The following is a 22,023-nucleotide window of genomic DNA, read 5'->3' as shown; positions in this document are numbered from 1 at the left end:
GCCTATGACCATTTACCTGAAACCTGCCCCCTCGCAGGTCGGCCTCACGCGCTGGTGGCGACTCTTTTTGCTCCCCGCGGGTGTCGCCGTTGTCGGCGGGTGCATCTGGAATGCACTTGGCATGCCGCTAGGCTGGCTGTTGGGCGCTGCCATTGCCACCGGTATCTGGGCGGCTGTTGGCCTGCCTGCCCAGGCACCCAAGCCGCTTCAGCGAGCAGGGCTTCTGATTGTGGGAGCGAGCGTCGGGCTCTGGATCACGCCCCAGGTCGCCCACGAGTTGCTCGGTTGGCTGCCGATCATGGTCGCCTCCGCTGGCCTTGGGGTGACGCTCGCCATCCTGGCGACGCCGGTGTTTGCGCGTTTCTCGGGGCTCGATAAGGCCACTGCTTATTTCTGCTTGTTGCCGGGCGGAGTGATCGAGATGGCCGAGATTGGCGAGGGCTACCGCGCCAATCGGGCCGCTATCGCCGCGCTGCATGCCATCCGTGTTGGCCTGATCGTTACTTTACTCCCGGCGGCGTTATTCCTGCTGAGCGCCTCCGGCTCGAATCAGGGGGCTGTAGACGAAGGGACCGGTGTAGTTGCAGCCGACCTCTCCCTGAACTCGCTGGCTGTGCTTGTGGCTTTATGCGCGCTAGTTAGTTGGATCACAGCTCGCCTTGGTATGCCTTCTGCCTGGTTCCTGACGCCACTGATAGTGGCGGGGGGGCTGTCCGGCGCCCAAGTGCTGCCCTCATCTCACCTGCCGTACGGGTTACTTATCGCCGCCCAGGTGGTGGTGGGCTTCAACCTGGGGGCCAAATTCAAGCGTGATACCTTGAAGGCTCTACCTCAGGCCATCGTCGCTGGCGTGCCGATCCTTGTGCTGATCGGTTTGGCGGTCTCCGTTGTCGCCGTGGTGGTGGCCAGGTTTGCGTCGTCTGGCGAGACTCCTGAAACCCTCGTGCTCGGCTTTTCTGTGGGTGGCATGGCCGAGATGACCCTCACTGCCCAAGCCCTCGGCCACAACGCCGCACTCGTAGCAGGCTTTCATGCCATCCGCGCCCTGTCAGTAAACCTCTTCGCAGGGCCCCTATGGACGCGTCTTTCGCGTCTTCCATGTTTTCAAGACCCCCGTTCACAACGACCCAGTTGAGGAGAAAACACGATGTCCGTTGCCACTAATGTCTTCGCTAAGATGCCCAACAACACCCGTATCACCGCCGAGGCCGCCGAATTTATCGAATCGGTGCGCTTTGAAGATATTCCCGAGGAGGCACTACGTATCGGTACCCGCTGCGTGCTGGACGGTGTCGGGCTCTTTGTCGCCGGCTCCGAAGAGCACTCGGTGCAGATCCTGGCTGAAGAAGCCGCCGAGACTGGAGGGCGCGCCGACGCCCTGGTGCTGGGCCAGGGCAACACACTAGCGCCAGTGGCCCAGGCCGCCCGTGTCCTGGGCACCGCCGGTCATGCCCATGACTGGGACGACAGCCAGGTCAGCAAGGATCCGGCTCACATCTATGGCTTGTTGACCCACCCGACCATTCCTCCCCTAAGCGCGAGCTTGGTGGTTAGCCAGTGGCTCGGAGGCGTGGATGGCAAGCGCTTCATGGAGGCTTTCCTTACCGGTTTCGAGGTGGAGTGCAAGATCTCCGAGTGGATGCTGCCCCAGCACTATATGCAGGGCATGCACTCCAGCGGCACCGTCGGCACTTTCGGTGCTTTCGCCAGCGCCGCCAAGCTGATGGGCCTAAGCGGAGAAACCCTGCGACATGGCTTTGGCATCGCCGCGAGCCTGGCCGCGGGCATCCGATGCAACTTCGGCACCATGACCAAACCGTTGCACGTGGGCCGCGCGGCGGAAAATGGCGTGACCGCTGCATTATTAGCTCAACGTGGCTTTACCGCCGATCCCGAAGCGCTGGACGGCCCCTGGGGTTTCATGGCAGTGCAGGGTGGTGGTGCCAGTGAGGACAAGCTCTCCCAGGGCTTCGGGAAAACCTGGTCCATCGTCGAGCCTGGGGTGTCGATCAAGCCTTATCCTTGCGGTGTACTGACCCACCCAACCATCGACCTGATGTTGCGTCTGGTGATCGAGGCCGACGCCAAGCCCGATGATATCGAAGAGGTCATCGTCCACGCCGGCTCCAACATCCTGAACCCCATCCGCTACCCGATCGCCGCCAATCACCTGCAGGCCAAGTTCTCCCTGCCTGCGGCGCTGGCGATGATTGCTCTCAACCGCCAAGCTGGCAAGGTCGAGTTCTCCGACGAGTTCGTCGCCTCCAGCGCCATGCAGGACATGCAGCGTCGCATTCGTACCGAGTTTGATGAGGAAATTGAAGCCCAAGGCTTCGACAAGATGCGCTCACGCATCACCCTGCGTCTCAAGGGGCGAGAAAACGTCAGCGGCTGGGCCGATGAGCGTTATCGCGGCGGCCCTGAAAATCCCCTCAGCGACGAGGAAGTCGAGCAAAAGGTACGCTCCTGCTGCGATGGCGTTCTCGACGACAAGGCCCAGAGCGACTTGATCAATAGCGTATGGAAGATTCTGGAGCTCGAGGACGCTAGTATGCTGGCTCACAAGTTGAATGGGTGAGGGGAAACGAGCGAACCATGCCCACATGAAAGCTCGCCCTGTCGGATGCATCTAACCGTTCAGAGCACTTGTAGTACATGAAAAGCCCGCAGACGCGGGCTTTTTCATGGAGATGAGCCGGTAACTAAAAAGCGCCATGGCGCCTCGCGATCTGCCGGCTCGGCATAGTCGATACCGACGCGTGGGCCGGCCCTGACTTGGATGTCGGGTACTGGTTCGCCCGGTTCCAGCCACAACCGTTCGCCCAGGCACAGGTCGTGGCGATTGAGTTCGGCCACGCTGACGTTCATGGCCTGGGCCAGCTTTCCTGGCCCATCGCTCAGCACGCGTCCACGTCGCCCACCGCGATGAGCGATCATCTGGGTTTCTCCTCGTATTGGCGTCATGGCCCTGAGCAGCACGGCTCCTGGCTCGCCGCTGGGGTCGGTCACGACGTTGAGCATGTCGTGCATGCCATAGATCAGATAGACGTAGGCATGTCCGGGTGGGCCGAACATCGGTGCCGTTCTTGGGGTCAGCCCGCGCGAGGCATGGCTGGCAGAGTCCAGGGCGCCGCCGTATGCCTCGGTCTCGACGATGCGGCCCACCAGACATTCCTGACCAATATGGCGCACCAGGTGCCTACCGAGCAGGTCACGGGCGACCTCCAGGGCCGGCCGTGCATAGAACGTACGGGGCAGCACTGATGGTGCTTTACGCATAGACACAGGGCAATTGGCCGACCACGCCCGGGCGAACCGCGAACAGGGCGCCGGCCTGTGGCTCAGCGTCACGATCTACGCTAGCAGTGGTAATATACAGGGTAGCAAGATCGTCACCGCCAAAGGCACAACTGGTGATGCGTGACGCGGGAAGCGAAATCTGGCGGTCGAGTGTGCCGTCCGGTAGAAAGCGGCTGACACGCCCTCCGTCCCAGTGGGCCACCCACAGGCCGCCCTCGGCGTCCAGGGTCATGCCGTCTGGATAGCCGTCGTTGTCGGGGTCGAAACGCAGATAGGCCCGCTTATTGGCAAGCCGCCCTGCTGCCAGGTCGAAGGCATAAACGGTACCTGCCGGGCTGTCGGTATGGTAAAGCGTAGTGCCATCAGCGCTTATCGCCGGACCATTGGGTACGCCATAGCCTGAATCGACCTCGCTCAGACCCTGGCGGTCGAAACGATAGAAGCACCCATTGGCTTCCTGTTCGCTATCGTCCATGGTGCCGAACCACAGCCGTCCGGACGGGTCGGCCTTGCCATCGTTGAGGCGTTGCCCAGGCTGGCCGGCCAGGGGGGCAGCCAGCGTCTCGACGATTTTGGGGCCGTCGGCGTTAAGCGTCATCCGGACAAGGCGTGAGCGTAGCCCGGCGACGAAGCCGCCCTGGGCGTGCGGGACCAGCCAGCAACAGGCCTCTTCCAAGGGCCAGTCGCGGGTAGTGCCTTCAGCTGGGAAATGAGCCAGTAGCCGGCTGCCGCGAATGTCGACGAATAGTAGCGCTTGATGTTCGGTCGACCACAGCGGGCCTTCGCCAAGTTGAGCTCGGCCGGGCCAGGCACAGTGAACGGTCTCGGTCATGGGGAGTCTCGATGGTCTGGTCTTGATTGTCATGAATGCTTATCTGCATGGTGCCGCAAAGCAGCCACGATGAGAATCGTGATGATGACAGCGTTCGGGTGACATGCTAAGTATGGGCCCCCTCTGGCCAGGGAGGGCAACCGAGCCGTTGCCCGTGTTCCGGGCAGGTGAGTTTGCGAGAGAAGGAAGCGCCGTGAAGCTGTTAATTCTGGATGCCGGGCACTGTCTCAGCCTGGCACTGGCCCGCGAGGCCAATCGGCGCGGTGATACCGTGCTGCAAATAGAGGAGGGCGTGACGGTGAGCCCCGAGCATCTCGACGAGGTCGCTCCCGATGCCTTGGTGATTCCGCCTCTGGCTCAGCCGATCAGTGCCGATCCCGCGGCCGTGACGGCACATGCCGAGGCAGTCGAGGCGTGCATGGATGCCTGCCGGCAGTCAGACGTACCACTGGTATGGTGCGTCTCGGACCAGCTCTACGAAGATGGGGCCGAAGCGCCCATCGACGAACATGTCATCCCGGCACCACGCGACGAGAGCCTGCAGCGCCTGATCCTGACCGGGGATCGTATCCGTGAGCATCATGCCCGGCATCTGATCGTGCGGCTGGGGCCGCTATTCGCCTTGGAGGGGACCGGCGCCTGGTTGACCGAGTTGCTGGACTGCCTGCTGACAGGTCAGGAAGTGCGTGCCGCCGAGGATGTCATCTTCTGCCCGACCTCGGCGGACGCCGCTGCCATGGCGCTTATCGGCATGCTGCAGCAGCAGGCCTGTGGTGCTAATGCCTGGGGTGCCTATCACTTGGCTGGTACGGAGCCGGTCAGTGCATATACGTTCACTTCGGTGGTGCGCACCCAATTGGCGACACGCCTGGAAGGCTTGGGCGAGACGGCTGATCTGGGTCGGCTCGTCGCCCTTAACCATCACCATGATCAACCCTTGCGTCGTGTTCTCAACTGTCGGCGGGTCCTCGATGTCTTCGGTGTGCATCAGAAGCCCTGGAGGCTGGAGCTGGGGCGCCTGCTGGATACGTGGTGCCAGGCCCACAAGGCGCAGGGAGGGAGCGCATGAACGCACTGCGTAGCGTCGTCTTCTATGTGGGATATTTTCTGGCCATCCTGTTCTTCGGCCTGCTGTGCCTGCCAATCGCGCCCCTGTTACCGTTGCCGTCCCGCTACCGGCTTCTGAATCTCTACAACCACTTCATCATCGCCTGGTTCTCCTGGGTTTGCGGTATCCGCTACGATTTTCGCGGGAACAAGGCCCTTCCCGAGGGGCCCATGGTGATTCTTTCCAATCACCAGTGCGAGTGGGAAACCATCTACCTGCAGGTCCTCAAGCCGCCGGTGTGCACCGTGCTCAAACAGGAACTGCTGCGCTTGCCGTTGTTCGGCTGGGCGCTACGGCTATTGCATCCTATCGCGCTGGATCGCTCGCGGCCCTCAAGGGCGTTGAAGCAGGTCCTGTCCCAAGGGCCGCAGCGTATCAAGGAAGGGCTTTCAGTACTGATCTTTCCCGAAGGGACCCGCGTTGATCCTGGCCAGCGCCGTCGCTACAACAAGAGCGGGGCGGTCATCGCCTGCCGCGCTGGGGTACCGGTTCTGCCTGTGGCTCATAACGCCGGCGAGCGTTGGCCTGGTCGGCACTGGGTCAAGAACCCCGGTCGGTTATCGGTAGTGGTCGGTGATCCCATCCCCACCGAAGGGCGCACGCCGGAAGACGTCCTGGTCGACGTCGAGCAATGGATCGAGGCCCGGCTTGAAGAAATCTCGGAAGTACGCCGGCCCGAGCGGGCTCAGGCACCTTCGCCTCAGGTACCAACGTAAGCCTGCCACTTTCACAAACGAAACGGGCGCCCTGTAGGGCGCCCGTTTGCGTCAGTACTATGCCCCGGCTCAGTCGCGCAGTTTTTCCATAACCAGGCAGGCGTTGGTACCGCCGAAGCCGAAGCTGTTGGAAAGAATACGATTCACCGGAACGTCGCGGCGAGCAGTGACGATATCGAAGCCTTCGGCCTGCTCGTCGAGCTGCTCGATGTTGGCTGATGCAGCAATGAAGCCGTGCTCCATCATCAGCAGCGAGTAGATGGCTTCCTGGACGCCAGTCGCTCCCAGCGAATGGCCGGTCAGCGACTTGGTGGAGCTCATTGGTGGCGTCGCACTGCCGAATACCTCGCGGATCGCCTTGAGCTCGGCGAGGTCGCCGACCGGCGTGGAGGTGCCGTGCGTGTTGATGTAGTCGATGCCGCCTTCGAGACCCTGCATGGCCTGACGCATGCAGCGCATTGCGCCTTCGCCGGACGGGGCGACCATGTCGTAACCGTCAGAGGTCGCGCTGTAGCCGACTACCTCGCCGTAGATCTTGGCGCCACGGGCCTTGGCGTGTTCAAGCTCCTCGAGCACCAGCATGCCACCACCGCCGGCAATGACGAAACCATCACGGGCCTTGTCGTAAGGGCGTGAAGCTTTCTCGGGAGTGTCGTTGTAGCCAGTGGACAGGGCGCCCATGGCATCGAAGAGACATGACAGGGTCCAGTGCTCCTCCTCGCCGCCGCCGGCAAACACGACATCCTGCTTGCCGAGCTGAATCTGCTCGACGGCGCTGCCAATGCAGTGCGCAGACGTGGCGCAGGCCGAGGAAATGGAGTAATTGATGCCCTTGATCTGGAAGGGGGTCGCCAGGCATGCCGATACCGTGCTGCCCATTGTACGGGTAACCCGGTAAGGGCCGACGCGGCGCAAGCCCTTATCGCGCAGGACGTCAGCAGCTTCCACCTGATTGGCGCTGGAAGCGCCTCCGGAGCCGGCGATCAGACCGGTGCGCTCGTTGGATACCTGCTCAGGAGTCAGCCCGGCATCTTCGATGGCCTGAGCCATCGATACATAAGCGTAGGCCGCGGCGTCGCCCATGAACCGGCGTTGCTTGCGGTCGACCAGAGCATCGAGATCGATGTCGACCGTACCGGCAACATGGCTGCGGAAACCTCGCTCCGCGTATTCTTCTTTGAAACGGATACCTGATCGTCCGGACTTGAGGGCATCCAGCACTTGATGCTGATCATTGCCGAGACAAGAAACGATGCCCAAACCGGTGACTACCACTCGTCGCATGCAAGCCTCCTGATCAGAAATTCGCAGTGGAGGTGAACAGGCCGACACGCAGGTCATTGGCCTGGTAGATCTCGTTACCGTCGACAGTCACAGTGCCGTCGGCGATACCCAGGACCAGCCGACGCGTGATTATCCGCTTCACGTGAATGTGATAGGTAACCTTGGCAGCGTCGGGCATGATTTGGCCCGAGAACTTGACCTCCCCGCAGCCTAGTGCACGGCCGCGCCCCGGATGGCCCAGCCAGCCAAGATAGAAACCGACCAGCTGCCACATGGCATCCAGGCCCAGGCAGCCGGGCATGACCGGGTCGCCGGGAAAGTGGCAGTCGAAGAACCACAGGTCGGGGCGGATATCTAGTTCGGCCACCAGTTCACCCTTGCCATGCTTGCCGCCATCCTCATGGATACGGATGATGCGGTCGAGCATCAGCATGTTGGGTGCCGGCAGCTGGGCGTTGCCCGGGCCGAACAGCTCACCTCTGCTGCATGCCAGCAGCTCTTCGTAGCTAAAGGAGTGTTGCTTGGTCACTGAATCGTTCCGAGAGTCAGAATTGAGCATCGTGCGCCCTGCGCAGATGCGCCTAGTCTACTGTTAGCGCGTGGCGATTGCACGCCATGCGGCGCATCGCTGACGGCATTTGGCGACATGTCAATCACCTTAGTTCGCTGGACAGGTCGACGCAACGCCAGCCGTTGAGCGCTTTCGGCTTGCGCCCAGCTTCCCCTGCGGGGCATGATGCCCGCTGATGTCGGCTGTCTAAACCCTACAACGAGATACCATGTGGCCTTCCTTTTCGCTTAATCGACCCCTTGCCTGGATGGGTCTGGCCGCCCTGATGGCGATGGCTTGGCTGCCGTTTGCTTCGTTGCGAATGGCAGCCTTGGCTATTGTGATTGTCGGCATGGTCGACTGCTGGCGACAGGTGCGACGCGAGCATCGCCGCCGCCAGCTGAGCGAAGAAGCGCTCAAGCTTTCCGAGGACGGCGTGGTCATCACTGATGACCACAATCGTATCGTGGCGGTCAATCCCGCCTTTACGCAGATCACCGGGTATACCCATGACGAAGTGCGCGGTCTGGACTCGTCTGCGCTCTCTGCGGGGCGTCACGACAAGGCCTTCTATGACCGCTACTGGCAGACGCTGCATGCCACGGGGCGCTGGGAGGGCGAGATCTGGAACCAGCGCAAGCATGGGGACCAGTTCCCTGAGTGGTTGCGGGTTCAATCTTGCCCCGACAAGCGGGGAAGGGTCAGTCATTATGTGGGGCTGTTTACCGATATTTCCCGGCACAAGGCTCGCGAGCAAGACCTTCGCCGTATCGGTTTCGAGGATCCGCTGACCGGCCTACCCAATCGCCGCCGCCTGCACGACATGTTGACGTCGCGTCTCCAGCGGCTGCGTGCTGGCGAGGGACTCGATCTGGCGTTGATTGATATCGACGGCTTCAAGGCGGTCAACGACGGCCTTGGCGTGGATAATGGTGACCGCCTGCTGGCACGCTTTGGCCAGCGCCTCGCTGCCTTCGTGGCCGGTGGCGTGGTCGGCCGCCTGGGTGGCGACGAGTTCATGGTGATCCGCACCACGACCTTCGACGACCACGAGAAGTGGGTCACCAGCCTGCGTGAACACATGAGCGAGCCCTTCGAGCTCAATGGCAATTCTCTGCGCCTGGGGCTGACCATTGGCAGCTGCCGTGCACCCGAGGATGGCAGCGATTCGGGCATTCTCTTTCAGCGCCTGGAGTCGGCGCTATACAGTGCCAAGCGCCATGGTCGCAACCACGATCGCCGTTTTCGGCCTTCGCTCGAAGTCGAGGGGGATCGTCAGCTGGCGCTGGTCAACGAACTGCGCCGCGCCCTGGCGCAGGGCGGTCAGCTCGAGCTTTTCTATCAGACCCAGCATCGCCTGGCTGATGGTGCACTGGTGGGGATGGAGGCGTTGCTGCGCTGGCGCCATCCTGAGCAGGGCATGATCTCGCCGGCCGATTTCATTCCCCTGGCCGAGCGTCATGGCTTGATGACCGCCCTGGGCAATTGGGTAATCGAACGCGCCGTCGCACAGCAGGCAAGCTGGCGTGCCAGTGGCATGCCGCGGGTACCCATCTGGGTAAACATTTCTGCACTGCAGCTGATTCAGGGGGATCTGGAGTCGCGGTTGGCCGCGGCGCTGGCACAGCACAAGGTGCCGGCGACCATGCTGGGGCTGGAGCTGACCGAGTCGGTGCTGCTCGATGAGCGCGCCGGTGATATCTCTCCGCGTCTCGAGGCGCTACGAAACCAGGGCCACCAAATTGCCATTGATGACTTCGGGACTGGCTACTCCTCCATGGCCTATCTGAAGCGTCTTCCTGTCGACAAGCTCAAGCTGGACCGCGCCTTTATCCAGGCCCTTCCTGATGACCGCGCCGATGCCGCCATCGTCGTGGCGGTACTCGCCATGGCTCGCGGGTTGCACCTGGAAGTGGTGGCTGAAGGCGTCGAAACTCAGGCCCAGTGCGACTTTCTCATCGAGCACGGTTGCCCGTTGACCCAGGGCTTTCTGTTTGCCCGTCCCGAGCCGGTTGCGTCGATCGAGGCACGCTATCTCAACGCATCTCAGCCGATCAACTGAGCAATACGATTCTGCCATGGCACTGGCTGCCCGCTGCCTTGGGTGGGGCTGGTCAGGGCAGGTTCTGTAGCGACTTGAAGGCATCTAGGACTCGCTTACGAGCAGCCTTGTGGTCAACGATAGGGGGCGGGTAGCCGCACGCCTCGCGTTGCTCCCGAGACGGATCATGGCGAGCCTTTTCCGGCAGACCTGCCAACTCAGGAACGAACTCGGCGATGAACATGCCGCTCGCATCGAAGCGCCGTGCCTGGGTAATGGGGTTGAATATCCGGAAGTAAGGCGCCGCGTCGGTGCCCGTCGAGGCCGACCATTGCCAGCCTCCATTGTTTGACGTGAACTCACCATCGATCAGATGCCGCAGGAAAAAGGTTTCGCCGCGCCGCCAGTCGATCATTAGGTGCTTGCTCAGGAACATGGCCGTGATCATGCGCAGCCGATTGTGCATCCAGCCCGTGGTCACGAGTTGACGCATGGCCGCATCAACGAGCGGATAGCCGGTGAGCCCCTCGCACCAGGCTTTGAAGCCGTCATCGTCGTCCCGCCATGGCAGGCCCGCTGTGTGTGACTGAAAAGGCTGGTGGCGGCACACTTCCGGAAAGCCGAATGCAATGTGCTGATAGAATTCTCGCCAGATCAGCTGGTTGACCCAAGCGGTCAGGCCGGCATCCCCGTCGGCCAGGTGCCCGCCGTTCCTGTGCATCACTGCCTGCAGGCACTGGCGATGTGAAACCATCCCCAGCGACAGATAGGGAGAAAGCTCGCTGGTACCAGGCACTGACGGATAGTCGCGTGCCTCGCGATAGTGCCGGGCGCGGTAGCGCAGGAAACGCGCCAGCCGATCAGCGGCAGCGTCCTGGCCGGCGGGCCAGAGACCAGGGGCGATGGGCTGGCCGCCGCCTTCCGGCAAGTCGGGCAGGGGATCATCTTCGATCGCGGGGCGTGCCTGGGGCGCTGGAGCGTCGTGAAGAGCCAGGCGGCGATGATCTATCTTGCGGTGCCAGGCCTTGGCGAAAGGAGTGAAGACGCGGTAGTAGCCATCCTTGCCGGTGAGCAACTCACCTGGAGCGAAGGCCACGGCATCGGTATGCGTCTGGACGTCCAGCCCGGCCTGCCTGAAAGTGTCGGCGACGGCCTGGTCGCGGCGCCATTCGTTGAGCGGGTACTCGTGATTGAAGTGCAGCGTGGCGATGTCATGCTCATGTGCCAGCGCCAAGAGTGCATCCGGGGCCTCGGCAAAGCGCGTAATGCTTCGCTGCAATAGCGGGATGTTCAGGTCATTCAGTGCATCGCCCAGCGTCTCGACACCGCGGCGCCAGAAATCGATCTTGTTGGCACCATGGCCGTGCTCCCGCCACTGGGGGATGCAATGCAGGAAAACGGCAATCACGGGCCCTTTGGCCGCTGCCGTTGACAGAGCCGTGTTATCGAGCGTGCGTAGGTCGTTGCGAAACCAGGCGAGTTGGCGTGCCATCGCTGATCCTGCTTCGATAGGTTACTGCCTCGAAAAGCTACTGAGTGAGGAGCGGGCCCAGCCGGCTGGCGGCCAGCACGGGGTCCTCGCCCAGGGTTTCCAGGCCACTGTTCTCGATTTCTGCTGAACGAATGCGTGTCACGGGTCCGGCCAGGCAAACCGGCGTGGCCAGTTGTTCGGCCAGCCGTGGTAATTGTCGTCGCATCAGATCCGAACGCTCTGCCTGAGCGCTGACCAGTACCATGGCGGCGATATGCAGCCGATCGATGGCAAGAGACAGTTCGTTGAGAGGAGGGGCGTTATCCAGCATCACTACACGGTACCCTTCATGCGAGGCGGCTAACGCCATCAGCAACAGGTTCAGTTGGCTGGTTTCCTCGGGCAGTCGTGACAGCAGTAGTCGCGGCCCGCGAGCCACATGGTTGGCGTGGTAGAGGCGGGTTCCCACACGGGTCCGCAAGAAGGCTTCCAACAAGTTACGTTGCAAACCGGCTCCCAGCCTGTCGCTCCAGCCCTCTTCGAGTTGGGCAAGGGCGGGTTGCCAAAGTTCGGCCAAGGCAACATTGACTGGATAAAGCGCCAGGCTCTGGTTGAACAGGGCTTCGAGCCGAGGCAGATCCAGCGACTCCACGGCGGCCATGAGTTGCTGGCGCTGGCTGACCCAGTCGCCACTTACGGTGTCGGGGGCAGGGGGGGCGGCTTCGGGCTGGTCGATCAAGTCGCGAACCTGGCTGACCGGAACGCCACGACCAAGCCATTGCAGAATGCGTTCGATACGGGCGATGTCGTCACGGGCATAAAGACGATGCCCCTTGGGCGTTCGCTGCGGACGGATCAACCCGTAGCGGCGCTCCCAGGCACGCAGGGTGACCGAGTTGACACCGGTCAGCCGGGAAACCTCGCGTATCGGATAGAGCGGCGCATCGGCCGGATTCATCGCCTTGTCATTCATGCGCACGCATTCCTTTTGCTGGAAAAGCCTTGCTGCCGCGCGATGGCGAGGCTGGCAGCTCATTCTGCCTCGGCAAGGTTTGGGCACCATATTGTACAAGGCGTCTGGTTTGTACAACCCTGACTTCTCAAGCTGCGGGGGGATTATCATGCCGCTCGATGATGCTGGCCAGCGCAACGGCAAAGACAGGATGCTGTCCTGGTCGGCGCAACCACGGGCCATCGCAGCTAGACTTACAAGGCTAGCAGCTATGTAGAATGGTTGTATAAACACTGAGCAACATGGGAGGTGCCATGCGTATTCTGGTCACTGGGGGCAGCGGCTTCGTCGGGCAATTGCTCTGTCGCTATCTTCAGGAGCGCGGCCATGTCCTGTCGGTCGTGTCCCGAACTCCGGACAAGGCGCGTCGGCGACTGCCTCCAGGCTGTGACATTCGCCAGCATGTGCTCGATTTCACGGATACCTCACCCGAGGCTATTGTCAACTTGGCGGGTGAGTCGATCGCGGGGCGGCGCTGGAGCGAGGCGCAAAAACAACGCCTGCGCGATTCCCGGCTGGGGATCACGCAGGACCTCGTGACACTGTGCTCGCAACTGACGACACCCCCCGGCGTGATGGTTTCTGGCTCGGCGATGGGCTACTACGGTGATCAGGGACAACGGGCGGTCGATGAGGACACCGCGCCACACGATGAATTCGCCCACCGGTTGTGTGCCGAGTGGGAAGCATCGGCGCGCGGTGCCGAGCAATACGGTGTGCGAGTGGCTCTTTTGCGTACCGGGCTGGTACTGGACGCCGGGGGCGGTGCGTTGCAAAAGATGCTGCCCGCCTTCCGGCTGGGCCTGGGGGGGCGTTTGGGCGACGGACGGCAGTTCATGCCGTGGATCCACCGGCTCGACCTGGTGCGCAGTATCGAGTTTCTACTCCGAGAGTCGTCGCTGGACGGGCCGTTCAATGGCTCGGCACCGCAGCCAGTGACCAATGCAGAATTTACCCGTTCCCTGGCCCGGCACTTGGGACGTCCGGCCCTGGTGCCGGCGCCGGCACCATTACTCAGGTTGGCACTGGGCGAGATGTCCCGTCTACTGCTGACCGGGGCCGACATGCGGCCCCGGCGGCTCGAGGCGGCGGGTTTCACCTTCCTCTATCCGACACTGGACGAGGCGTTCAGCGCCATTCTGGGACAATGACCTAGCGCCGCGTCTGGTTATCCACGGTCACGATCACTCGCGCGGCATCCAGGCGCAGGCGGGTGCCCTCGATGGCCGTATCGAGGACCTCACGCTCGTCGCGCAGGGCCTCGATCTCGTCATCACGGACTGCTGGATTATGCCGGGCGAGCGCCTGCAGGCGAGTGAGTTCATCGTCGAGCTCGTCACGCATGCGCTGTTGTGCCATCTCGATGATGCTTGGCAGCTCGCGGTCGGCCTCACCCTCGCCTTGTGTCAGCAGGTCGCGCAGTTGGCCATGGCGCGACTTGATGAGATCGCGCGCCACGGCTTTTTTGACCTTCTGAAGGTTCTTGGCAAGACCGGTAAAGGACACCTTGTCCGACAGGTTGGCCCCGGACTCATCGAGCAGGACGCGGATCGCGGTGGGCGGTAGAAAGCGATTGACGTGTAGGCGAGACGGCGCCGGACAGTAGGTACGGAACACCAGCTCCACCATTAACCGGCCGGCGGGAATCGCCGGGTGATTGAGCAGGGCCAGGGCGGTGTTGCCCATTGCACCGTCGAGGATGCGCCCCAGCATCTCGCGAACCAGAGGGTGTTCCCAGGACAGGCGCTGCACATCGTCACGGGCCAGGGCGCGGGCGCGTGACAAGGTGGCCGTAAAACCTTCCTCGCCCTTCGCCAGGCCGGGCAAACCATCCAGCATATGTGGGCCGGCCCGAAGATGGGTCAACTCACCTCCCAGATCCTGACTGTCGATGCCGAAGATGTCGAAAGCCTGGTCGAGATAGCGCGGGAGGGCCTTGTCCGCATCCAACTCGCGGATGGCATCGGCGACGGTTTCGGCGCGCTCGTGACGGCAGGCGTTGAGTTCCAGCAGGCGATTGCGACCGGCATCGCGCTCGGAAAGACGCGTCTCGAACAGGGCACGGGTCTCGTTGATGATCTCGTCGAGGCTCTCGGGGTCGAGCAGGGCATCGGCCAGGGCGTGACCGAAGGCGTCGTACAGATCGCTGCCCACCCCATGCGGGGCGCTGAAAGCGTCCATGCCCTCTTGGTACCAACGCAACAATCGCTCCCCCGGGCTGTCGGCGAAGACCGGAACATGCAATTCGATGGCGTGGCGCTGGCCGATACGGTCGAGACGCCCAATGCGTTGCTCGAGCTGATCGGGGTGCTGGGGCAGGTCGAACATCACCAGGTGGCGGCAGAACTGGAAATTACGCCCTTCCGAGCCGATCTCCGAGCACACCATGACTTGGCTGCCATCCTCCTCATCGGCGAACTCGGCTGCCGCGCGGTCGCGCTCGACCAGTGTCATGCCCTCGTGGAATACCGGAGCGTGCACGCCGCCCAGTATGCGCAGCGCTTCAGCCAAGTCGGTGGCTGTCTCACGGTCGTGGGCAATGACCAGCACCTTGTCGCGGCCGGCGTCGGTGAGCAGCTCCAGCAGCCAGGTCACACGCGGGTCGATCTGCCACCAGGGTTCGGCGTTGAGCGGGTCGTCGGACAGGGCCCGGTAGGTGGTATCGAGGTATAGCAATACATCGGGATGGTCGAGGCCGGTCTCGATCAGCAACTCATCGAGGGCATCCTCGTCGCGACTCAGCTTGCGTAGCAGGCGCCGATAGGCCGACGGCAGCTCCAGCGAGGCAACGTGAAGGTGACGCTCGGGAAATCCTGCAACGTGGCGGCGGCTGTTGCGAAACATCACCCGGCCGGTGCCATGGCGGTCGAGCAGTTGCTCGCGAAGTTGACGGCGTGCGGCGGCACGCTGCTCTTCGTTGCTTTCGGCGTCGACCAGGGTTTCGAGCAGGGCCTGGCTATCATCGTCGTCGATGACGCGCTCGACCACCGTGAAGGCATTACTGTCGCCGGGCAGTTTATCGAGAGCGTCGATGGCGGTGGCGACCTCGACATAGCCGGCTTCCTCGGCCATGAAGGCGCTCAGGTCGTGGTAACGGTCCGGGTCGAGCAGGCGCAGGCGGGCAAAATGACTTTCCACGCCCATCTGCTCCGGAGTGGCGGTGAGCAATAGCAGGCCGGACGCGGCATGGGATAACCGTTCGACACAAGCATAGCCTGGCCCGCTGCCTTCGGGTGACCAGTCCAGATGGTGCGCTTCGTCGACGATCAGCATATCCCAGCGGCAGGCTTCTGCCTGGGACTGGCGGTGCGAGTTGGCAAACAGCCACTGCTGGCTGGCCAGTATCAACTGGCCGGTCTCGAAGGGGTTGGTGTCGCCGTAGGCCTGGCTCTGCTGCTCGTCGAGCAGGGTCACTTCCAGGCCGAAGCGACGCAGTAGCTCGACCAGCCACTGGTGGGTGAGGCTGTCGGGTACCAGAATCAACGCTCGCTCGGCACGCCCAGTGAGCAGCAAGCGGTGCAGAATGAGGCCCGCCTCGATGGTCTTGCCCAGCCCCACTTCGTCGGCGAGCAGCACGCGTGGGGCGTGACGCCGCGAGACTTCATCGGCGATGTAAAGTTGATGCGCGATCAGGTCGATCTTGGGGCCGGCCAGGCCTAGCGCCGGGTTCTGCTCAATGCGATGAAAATGGTGCAAGGTACGGAAGCGCAGGTCGAACCAATCGTTGCGGTCGACCTGGCCAGTCAACAGACGATCGCGCGCCTGATTGAATTGCATGCTATCGGCGATCTGGGCTTCCGATAGCTCGCGCAGTTCGCCGTCGTCGGTCTCGCCGATATAGACAATAAGACCATCGATCTCCTTGATGTCATCGACGATCAGCTGCCAGCCCTCGGCGGCATCGATGCGGTCGCCGCTACCGAAGACCACACGGGTCAGCGGTGCCTGACGCACACTGTAAGTGCGCGTTTCCTGATTAGCGGCGAACAGGACGGTCACACTGCGGAAATCGACGTTCAGGATGGTGCCCAGGCCCAGTTCGGCCTCGCCGTCGCTAATCCAGCGCTGGCCGGGAATGAATTCGCTCATGGTGCCTCGATGCTCGAAAAACGGTGCTCGCCCGCCGCAATAAATCCTGCCGAGCCGCGTTGGCAGCGACGGGGCGCGGTATCTTACAGGAAATGAAGTAGACGATTAAGCGTTGATGTCAGGCTGCTCGACAGCATAGTCCAGTGAGCTAGTGCGACAGCCAGGCATCGAGCTGCGCTCGCGACAGTTCACCGACATGCTGGTCGACAAGGCGGCCGGAGGCATCGAAGAGCAGAGTGGTGGGCAAACCCGGCGTGGCGGTCAGGGCCATCATCTGCTGCTGGGGGTCAAGTAGGGCGTGCTCGAAGTCCAGCTCATTAGCGTCCATGTAACGGACGACTTGAAGCAGGCTTTCACCCTGGTTGACCACGACCACCCGAACACCGGCACGGGCATCGCTCTCGACGAGCAAGGGCATTTCGCGCAGGCACGGCGGACACCAGCTTGCCCATAGGTTGAGAATCACCGTCTCGCCCTTCAGCGATGACAAGGCGACGGGGTCGCCGTCGAGGTTTTCCAAGGTCAGTTCGGGCAGTGCCTGCACCTGGGCGTTGCTACCCAGTGGATTCCATAGCATGAGCCCTAGCCACACGGCAAAGGCGGTAGCCAGCATAACCTGGGCAGTAACCAGCGTGACCAGGCGCTGCCGCAAGTACCAGGCGCTCCATGCCGCAGCACCGAGCAGGCCCCATGTGGCACTGTAGCCGGGCTGCCAGAACTTCAGCGCATCCAGCGGGGCGGCAGCATAGCTATCCCAGTACATCAGCACATGGCCCAGGCGGGCGGCGATCAGCCAGGCCAACAGCAGGCCATTGAACCAACGGCCGCGCTGCGATCTGGATAACTGCAGGACCGCCAGGCTGGCCAGCACCAGGGCCAGGGCCGCAATGAAGGCATACAGACGGGGCAGGGGGATCAGCAGTGGGCCTAGCGCGAGGGCATCCATGGCGTGCAGGGGGTCCTTCGGAAAGCGGGTTTTCTCTCGGCGAGCATCGCCGGTTACAATACTGCCAGCCTACTGTTGTCGTTCGTTCCTGTCATCATACGGCGCTTGGCGTCGCTGGAGTGCTGTCATGGGCAAATCTTTCGATCCGCTGCGTGCACTGGCCATTGCCAGCCAAGCGTTCGGGTTCGTATTGATCATCATCTTGGAAACATGGCTGGAGGACGAGGCACGGCCCTGGCAGGGTGTCACGCTGGGTATCATGCTGCTTGTTGCGCTGAGCGTGGCGCTGATGCGGCTCTACCGTCGTAACAAGGCCCGCAAGGCGGCCGCCGAGCGTGCCCGTAAAGACTCGGAGAGTTGTATGTCGGACTGAGGCATTACTGCCGCGAGGTGGCGGGAGGGGCTGCCGTGATCGGTGCGCAGCGTGTCGGATCGATGCCGACGACAACTAACCTGTGGCCTTCGGGCGCATTGCAACTCAGGATGCGCCAGGCGCACCCCGGGGCGCTGCTGTCCTCGCTCTGGAACAGCTGGACGCCACGCTGGCGCAGATGCTCGCAAAGGGGCGGAAATTCCTTGTCGCTGACCTCCAGGGTCAGGTGGCGTGGGGTGTCGGCATGCTCATCGGCAAGCAACATGAATACTTGGGTATGCCCGCGAGTATCCACACCGAGCTCGAAGGTGACCGCCGTGGCGGTCTCCAGCAGTACGGGCAAGCGTAGCATGTCGATGCAGAACGCCTTCATGGCGTTCAGGTCTCGCACGCGAAGTATTCCCGTATCCAGTGATAGTCGCTGCATCGCGCACCCTTGGTTTTGTGTTGTCTGCTGTGCTTACCACCATGGCTTTGATTGGCATTTTTTTCCGTTTGAACTTGCTCACTGCCTCGATAGGCCTGAACTATCGCAGGCTGCGCATGTTTCTCATGGATCGGGCCGCTACGCTATATAACATCGCTTTTCAATCGGCTCCGCCTGTTCAAGGCTCATGGACGAGTATCTCGGCGGGGCTCAGGATGTCCAGGGAGGGCTGCTGGCGTGGAATCGCATATCTTCTTTCTTGGAGGCTTCGGGCTGCTGATCCTGTTGGTGGCCTGGTTTCCTATCTTTATCCGTAATCTACCGCTGACTCTACCAATCATTTGCGTGGCGATCGGTTACGGCTTTTTCCATTTGATGGATGAGTCGGGGCTAACGCCACGCGACTATCCGCAGGCCCTGACATTTCTGACGGAGCTCACCATCATCGTCTCGCTCACCGGGGCCGGGCTGAGCATCGACAAGCGGCTCAAGTGGCGGGAATGGGCCAATACTTTCCGCCTGATCGGGTTGGCCATGCCGCTATCCATTGCGGCAATCGCGGCGCTGGGCGCCTTCTTTCTCGGGCTCCCCTGGGAGACAGCAGCGCTGATCGGCGCAGCATTGGCACCTACTGATCCGGTACTGGCAGCCGATGTCAGGGTCGGGCCGCCCCAGGCGGAGCCGGAAGACGAAGTACGCTTCAGTCTAACCTCGGAAGCGGGGCTCAATGACGGGCTGGCGTTCCCGTTCACTTTCCTGGCTATCGGCTTGGCGGCGCATGGTGCCAGTTGGGGCCCGTGGACTTGGGAATGGCTAATTCTCGATGTGGTCTGGCGGGTAGCTGCCGGCTTTGCGGCTGGTTGGGTCGTGGGCAGTATGCTCGGTAACATCGTTTATCGGATGCGTCATAAAATCATTGCGCGTACCGGGCAGGGGTTTGCGTCACTGGGGATCACTTTTGTGGCCTATGCCGGGGCGGAACTGATCCATGGCTATGGCTTCGTTGCCGTCTTCGTCGCTGCCCTGGTCATGCGGCGGCGAGACAATCACAACGAGTACAACCATCGGCTCTACGATTTCACCGAACAAGCCGAGCATCTGCTGATGATGACCTTGCTGGTCCTCTTCGGAGGGAGCTTGGCGGGCCCGTTGCTCGATGGCCTGACCTGGCCGATCGTTGCGGCGGCGATTGTGGTCCTGTTCGTGATCCGGCCAGTAGTCGGGATGCTGAGCCTGGTCGGCAGTGGCATGCGTCGCTGTGAGCGCTCGATCGTTAGTCTCTTCGGCATCCGTGGCGTCGGGTCGTTTTACTATCTGTCCTATGCCACCAATATCGAGGACTTCGGTGAAGTCGACACGGCCTGGACACTGATCAGTCTCGTCGTGCTGCTCTCGATCGTATCCTACGGTATGCTTTCCGCGCCGCTCATGGGTTGGATGGACCGGCGTCGCAGACACGTGGGTGCGGCGTAGCGGTGCCACCATCTGAAATGCAACGCAAAACCGCCACCCTGAATCATTCAGTGGCGGCGGTTTTGCTAGTGATTGGATTAATGCTAAATCAAGCTCGCAAACGCTTGTCCAAGGGGCTTCGGTTGCTAACGACCTGTTATTCGACTCGGTTGATTGTTGCGTAGCGAGGACCAGCTTTTAAGTTCGTTCACTGACTGCATCAGATGCTATAGCTCTGCCTTGGGCGGGGCATCTCTTCTGACCTACCACAAAAGCGTAATCATCTTTACTGAACCTGACATCGAAGGGTTTAATTGCAGTGATGCTGCTGGAGCCAGCGTCTTTTGACTCTCGCTTATGCACCAGCTGATCCTCAGGGACCGGGCGACCCAGCATATAGCCTTGGACTTCATCGCATTCTAAGCTGCGTAGTGCCTCCAGTTGATCCATGGTCTCGATGCCTTCTGCGTTTACCTGCATCTGTAGCGAGTGCGCCAGCGAAATGATCGATTTGACAACCGCGTCCACCTTCGAGTCCACGGCGATGCTTTCAGTGAAAGCACGGTCAATCTTCAACTTGTCAAAGGGAAAGCGCCAAAGATACGCCATGCTCGAGTAGCCTGTGCCGAAGTCGTCCATGGCAATCCGTACTCCCATTGCGCTAAGGCGGCCCAGCGTCTGAGTGATCTGGGTGGTATTGCTCATCAGCATCGACTCGGTGATTTCCAACTCGAGGCGATAGGCCGACAGCCCGCTCACATCGAGTGCCCTGGCAACGTCTTCGACAAGGTCTTGTTGTCGGAGCTGAACGGCGGAAAGGTTGACTGCAACGCTCAGCTCCTCCGGCCAGCTGGCCGCTTGCGCACAAGCAGTATGAAGAACCCATTTGCCTAGCGGTACGATCAGGCCGGTCTCTTCTGCGAGTGGTATAAACTTATCCGGCATTTGTAAGCCGAGGGTAGGGTGTACCCAGCGCAGCAATGCTTCGTATCCCTTGAGGGTAGTGCCATCCGAAGCAAATTGAGGCTGGTAGAACAGCTTGAATTGCTCTTCATCTATCGCTTTTCGAAGCTCTCCGGTCAAGATACTACGTTCCGCCAGCTCCTTATCGAGCTTCTCGTCATAAAAACTGAATATGCCGCGTCCGAACAGCTTGGAGCGATAGAGCGCGAGAGCCGCTTTGTGCAGCAACACATCGGTAGTTGTTGCATCGGTGCCGAAGATGGCAGCGCCTACCGACCCCCGGCACTGCACTGCCTCGTTACCGAGGTCAAAGGAGATGGCAAGAACCTCGATTATCCTTTGCGCGAGAGTGCTGACGTCCTCGGGTGAGTGCACGCCAGTCTGTAAAATGGCGAATTCGTCGCCTCCCAGGCGAGCGGCTAAATCACCGTGACGAATCAGCGAGCGCAGGCGTTCGCCGGTCTGACGAAGCACCTCGTCGCCAGCGGCGTGGCCGAGGGCGTCGTTCACGCTCTTGAAATGGTCAAGGTCGACACAAAGCACCGAGAAACTCGGCCCGCCCGACTGATAGCTCTGGGCGGCTTCATTCAGGGCTTCGTTGAAACTTGACCGGTTCATCAACCCCGACAGGACATCATGATAGGCCAGGTAGCGCACGCGCTCATCCGCCCGCCGCTCAGCCTTGATGCGCCTCAAGAGAACACTGCCGCCAATCAGTCCGAACATGCTCAATAAGATGAACATTGCCCCGGCAACGACGTTGAACGCACGAGAGATGAGGGCGGCACGCTCGGTTTGATTGACGTAGACCTCGACGACGCCAAGCATCTGCCCATCTCGCTTAAGTGGTACATAGGCCTCACTGTAAATGGGGGGGCGCTGCTGGTTATCTTCCGCTCTCTTCAGGAGGACCACGTTCTGTCCATTCAGGACTAGATTTCGCACCTTGGTGTTGCCATGCCCAATGTTGCTTACCGTAGGCTCGGCGCCAGCCGGGTTATCCAGGTCGTCCGAGACGAGCATGGTGTGCCCCTCGCGATTGAACATCTTAAACCGGAACACTTCCTCCACTTGCCGAAAACGCTTCAATTGGATATGGGCGTCGTCAGTGAGCTCACCTTCCGTAAGCAGTACGTCGAGATCCGGGACACTACTGCTGGCGAACTCAGCCCAAAATATGGCGGTCTGCTCGGCGTCGCGCTCAAGCAATTGCATCGACGAATAGCGCATCACCCCCGCCATCACCGCCACCGCCAGGACTATGCATGTAAAAATCGTGACACCAGAAATCCATATGGTTTTGTTCTTCATGAATAATTTACCCGTTCGAGGTGGCCTGCGTTAAATATTGTTCTTTTGTGTATTAAAAATGTAGCACTTAAAAATGAAAGGGCAATGCCATCTAACGCAATGACTACTGGGTGAGAACAACCCGGCTTTTCAGCGGGTCATATCGCTA

18 protein-coding genes are annotated in these 22,023 nt (G+C 61.3%); 8 read left to right on the top strand and 10 right to left on the bottom strand.

What is annotated here, in order from left to right:
• The first annotated feature begins 4 nt into the window (after positions 1–4).
• A complete protein-coding gene (locus F568_RS0118665) occupies positions 5–1,135 on the top strand; it encodes an AbrB family transcriptional regulator (RefSeq protein WP_019020288.1) in 1,131 nt (376 codons plus the stop codon).
• 12 nt (positions 1,136–1,147) lie between these two features.
• A complete protein-coding gene (locus F568_RS0118660) occupies positions 1,148–2,578 on the top strand; it encodes an MmgE/PrpD family protein (RefSeq protein ID WP_019020287.1) in 1,431 nt (476 codons plus the stop codon).
• A gap of 104 nt (positions 2,579–2,682) precedes the next feature.
• On the opposite strand, the gene F568_RS0118655 is transcribed toward F568_RS0118660, so the two are convergent.
• Both F568_RS0118655 and F568_RS0118650 read right to left on the bottom strand, forming a co-directional pair.
• The gene (locus F568_RS0118655) at positions 2,683–3,261 is read right to left on the bottom strand and encodes a DNA-3-methyladenine glycosylase (protein WP_019020286.1); all 579 of its coding nucleotides are present in this window, start codon (positions 3,259–3,261) and stop codon (positions 2,683–2,685) included.
• 10 nt (positions 3,262–3,271) lie between these two features.
• Positions 3,272–4,132 (bottom strand): SMP-30/gluconolactonase/LRE family protein, encoded by an 861-nt coding sequence (locus F568_RS0118650; protein ID WP_019020285.1) that lies wholly within the window; start codon positions 4,130–4,132, stop codon positions 3,272–3,274.
• 193 nt (positions 4,133–4,325) lie between these two features.
• Here F568_RS0118650 and F568_RS0118645 point away from each other — a divergent pair, with 193 nt between their 5' ends.
• On the top strand, positions 4,326–5,201 hold the full coding sequence (locus F568_RS0118645) for a sugar nucleotide-binding protein (RefSeq protein WP_019020284.1): 876 nt from the start codon (positions 4,326–4,328) through the stop codon (positions 5,199–5,201).
• Positions 5,198–5,956 carry a lysophospholipid acyltransferase family protein gene (locus tag F568_RS0118640; protein ID WP_019020283.1) on the top strand — a complete coding sequence of 253 codons (759 nt, stop codon included), beginning with the start codon at positions 5,198–5,200 and terminating at the stop codon, positions 5,954–5,956. The genes F568_RS0118645 and F568_RS0118640 overlap by 4 nt, the downstream gene beginning before the upstream one ends.
• A gap of 69 nt (positions 5,957–6,025) precedes the next feature.
• Here the strand turns inward: F568_RS0118640 and fabB are convergent, their stop codons facing one another.
• Together fabB and fabA are read right to left on the bottom strand one after the other, a co-directional pair.
• Positions 6,026–7,240, bottom strand: a complete 1,215-nt coding sequence (gene fabB, locus F568_RS0118635) for a beta-ketoacyl-ACP synthase I (protein WP_019020282.1) — start codon at positions 7,238–7,240, stop codon at positions 6,026–6,028.
• Positions 7,241–7,253: 13 nt separating this feature from the next.
• On the bottom strand, positions 7,254–7,769 hold the full coding sequence (fabA, locus tag F568_RS0118630; protein WP_019020281.1) for a 3-hydroxyacyl-[acyl-carrier-protein] dehydratase FabA: 516 nt from the start codon (positions 7,767–7,769) through the stop codon (positions 7,254–7,256).
• A gap of 250 nt (positions 7,770–8,019) precedes the next feature.
• Here fabA and F568_RS0118625 point away from each other — a divergent pair, with 250 nt between their 5' ends.
• Positions 8,020–9,852: a putative bifunctional diguanylate cyclase/phosphodiesterase gene (locus F568_RS0118625; RefSeq protein WP_019020280.1), complete on the top strand. Its 1,833-nt coding sequence runs from the start codon at positions 8,020–8,022 to the stop codon at positions 9,850–9,852.
• A 52-nt stretch (positions 9,853–9,904) separates the two neighbouring features.
• Here the strand turns inward: F568_RS0118625 and phrB are convergent, their stop codons facing one another.
• Together phrB and F568_RS0118615 are read right to left on the bottom strand one after the other, a co-directional pair.
• Positions 9,905–11,323, bottom strand: coding sequence for a deoxyribodipyrimidine photo-lyase (gene phrB, locus F568_RS0118620; protein ID WP_019020279.1), 1,419 nt, complete (start codon positions 11,321–11,323; stop codon positions 9,905–9,907).
• A 37-nt stretch (positions 11,324–11,360) separates the two neighbouring features.
• A complete protein-coding gene (locus F568_RS0118615) occupies positions 11,361–12,275 on the bottom strand; it encodes a MerR family transcriptional regulator (protein ID WP_019020278.1) in 915 nt (304 codons plus the stop codon).
• A gap of 293 nt (positions 12,276–12,568) precedes the next feature.
• On the opposite strand from F568_RS0118615, the gene F568_RS0118610 reads away from it, so the two are divergent.
• Positions 12,569–13,465, top strand: coding sequence for a TIGR01777 family oxidoreductase (locus F568_RS0118610; protein ID WP_019020277.1), 897 nt, complete (start codon positions 12,569–12,571; stop codon positions 13,463–13,465).
• A gap of 1 nt (position 13,466) precedes the next feature.
• On the opposite strand, the gene rapA is transcribed toward F568_RS0118610, so the two are convergent.
• Complete coding sequence (rapA, locus tag F568_RS0118605; RefSeq protein WP_019020276.1) at positions 13,467–16,403, bottom strand: RNA polymerase-associated protein RapA; 2,937 nt, start codon at positions 16,401–16,403, stop codon at positions 13,467–13,469.
• A gap of 148 nt (positions 16,404–16,551) precedes the next feature.
• Positions 16,552–17,349, bottom strand: a complete 798-nt coding sequence (locus tag F568_RS0118600; protein WP_019020275.1) for a TlpA disulfide reductase family protein — start codon at positions 17,347–17,349, stop codon at positions 16,552–16,554.
• 127 nt (positions 17,350–17,476) lie between these two features.
• Here F568_RS0118600 and F568_RS0118595 point away from each other — a divergent pair, with 127 nt between their 5' ends.
• The gene (locus tag F568_RS0118595) at positions 17,477–17,722 is read left to right on the top strand and encodes a hypothetical protein (protein WP_019020274.1); all 246 of its coding nucleotides are present in this window, start codon (positions 17,477–17,479) and stop codon (positions 17,720–17,722) included.
• A gap of 4 nt (positions 17,723–17,726) precedes the next feature.
• Here F568_RS0118595 and F568_RS0118590 read toward each other — a convergent pair whose 3' ends face one another.
• Complete coding sequence (locus F568_RS0118590) at positions 17,727–18,149, bottom strand: VOC family protein (RefSeq protein WP_019020273.1); 423 nt, start codon at positions 18,147–18,149, stop codon at positions 17,727–17,729.
• A gap of 237 nt (positions 18,150–18,386) precedes the next feature.
• Between F568_RS0118590 and F568_RS0118585 the strand changes: the two genes are divergently transcribed.
• Complete coding sequence (locus F568_RS0118585; RefSeq protein WP_019020272.1) at positions 18,387–19,622, top strand: cation:proton antiporter; 1,236 nt, start codon at positions 18,387–18,389, stop codon at positions 19,620–19,622.
• A gap of 177 nt (positions 19,623–19,799) precedes the next feature.
• Here the strand turns inward: F568_RS0118585 and F568_RS24035 are convergent, their stop codons facing one another.
• Entirely contained in the window at positions 19,800–21,875 is a 2,076-nt protein-coding gene (locus tag F568_RS24035; protein WP_083933067.1) for a putative bifunctional diguanylate cyclase/phosphodiesterase, read from the bottom strand.
• Between the last annotated feature and the right edge of the window lie 148 nt (positions 21,876–22,023).

This window comes from Modicisalibacter luteus DSM 23508, assembly GCF_000378505.1.
GTDB lineage: Bacteria > Pseudomonadota > Gammaproteobacteria > Pseudomonadales > Halomonadaceae > Modicisalibacter > Modicisalibacter luteus.
This window is presented reverse-complemented; position numbering and strand designations above follow the sequence as displayed.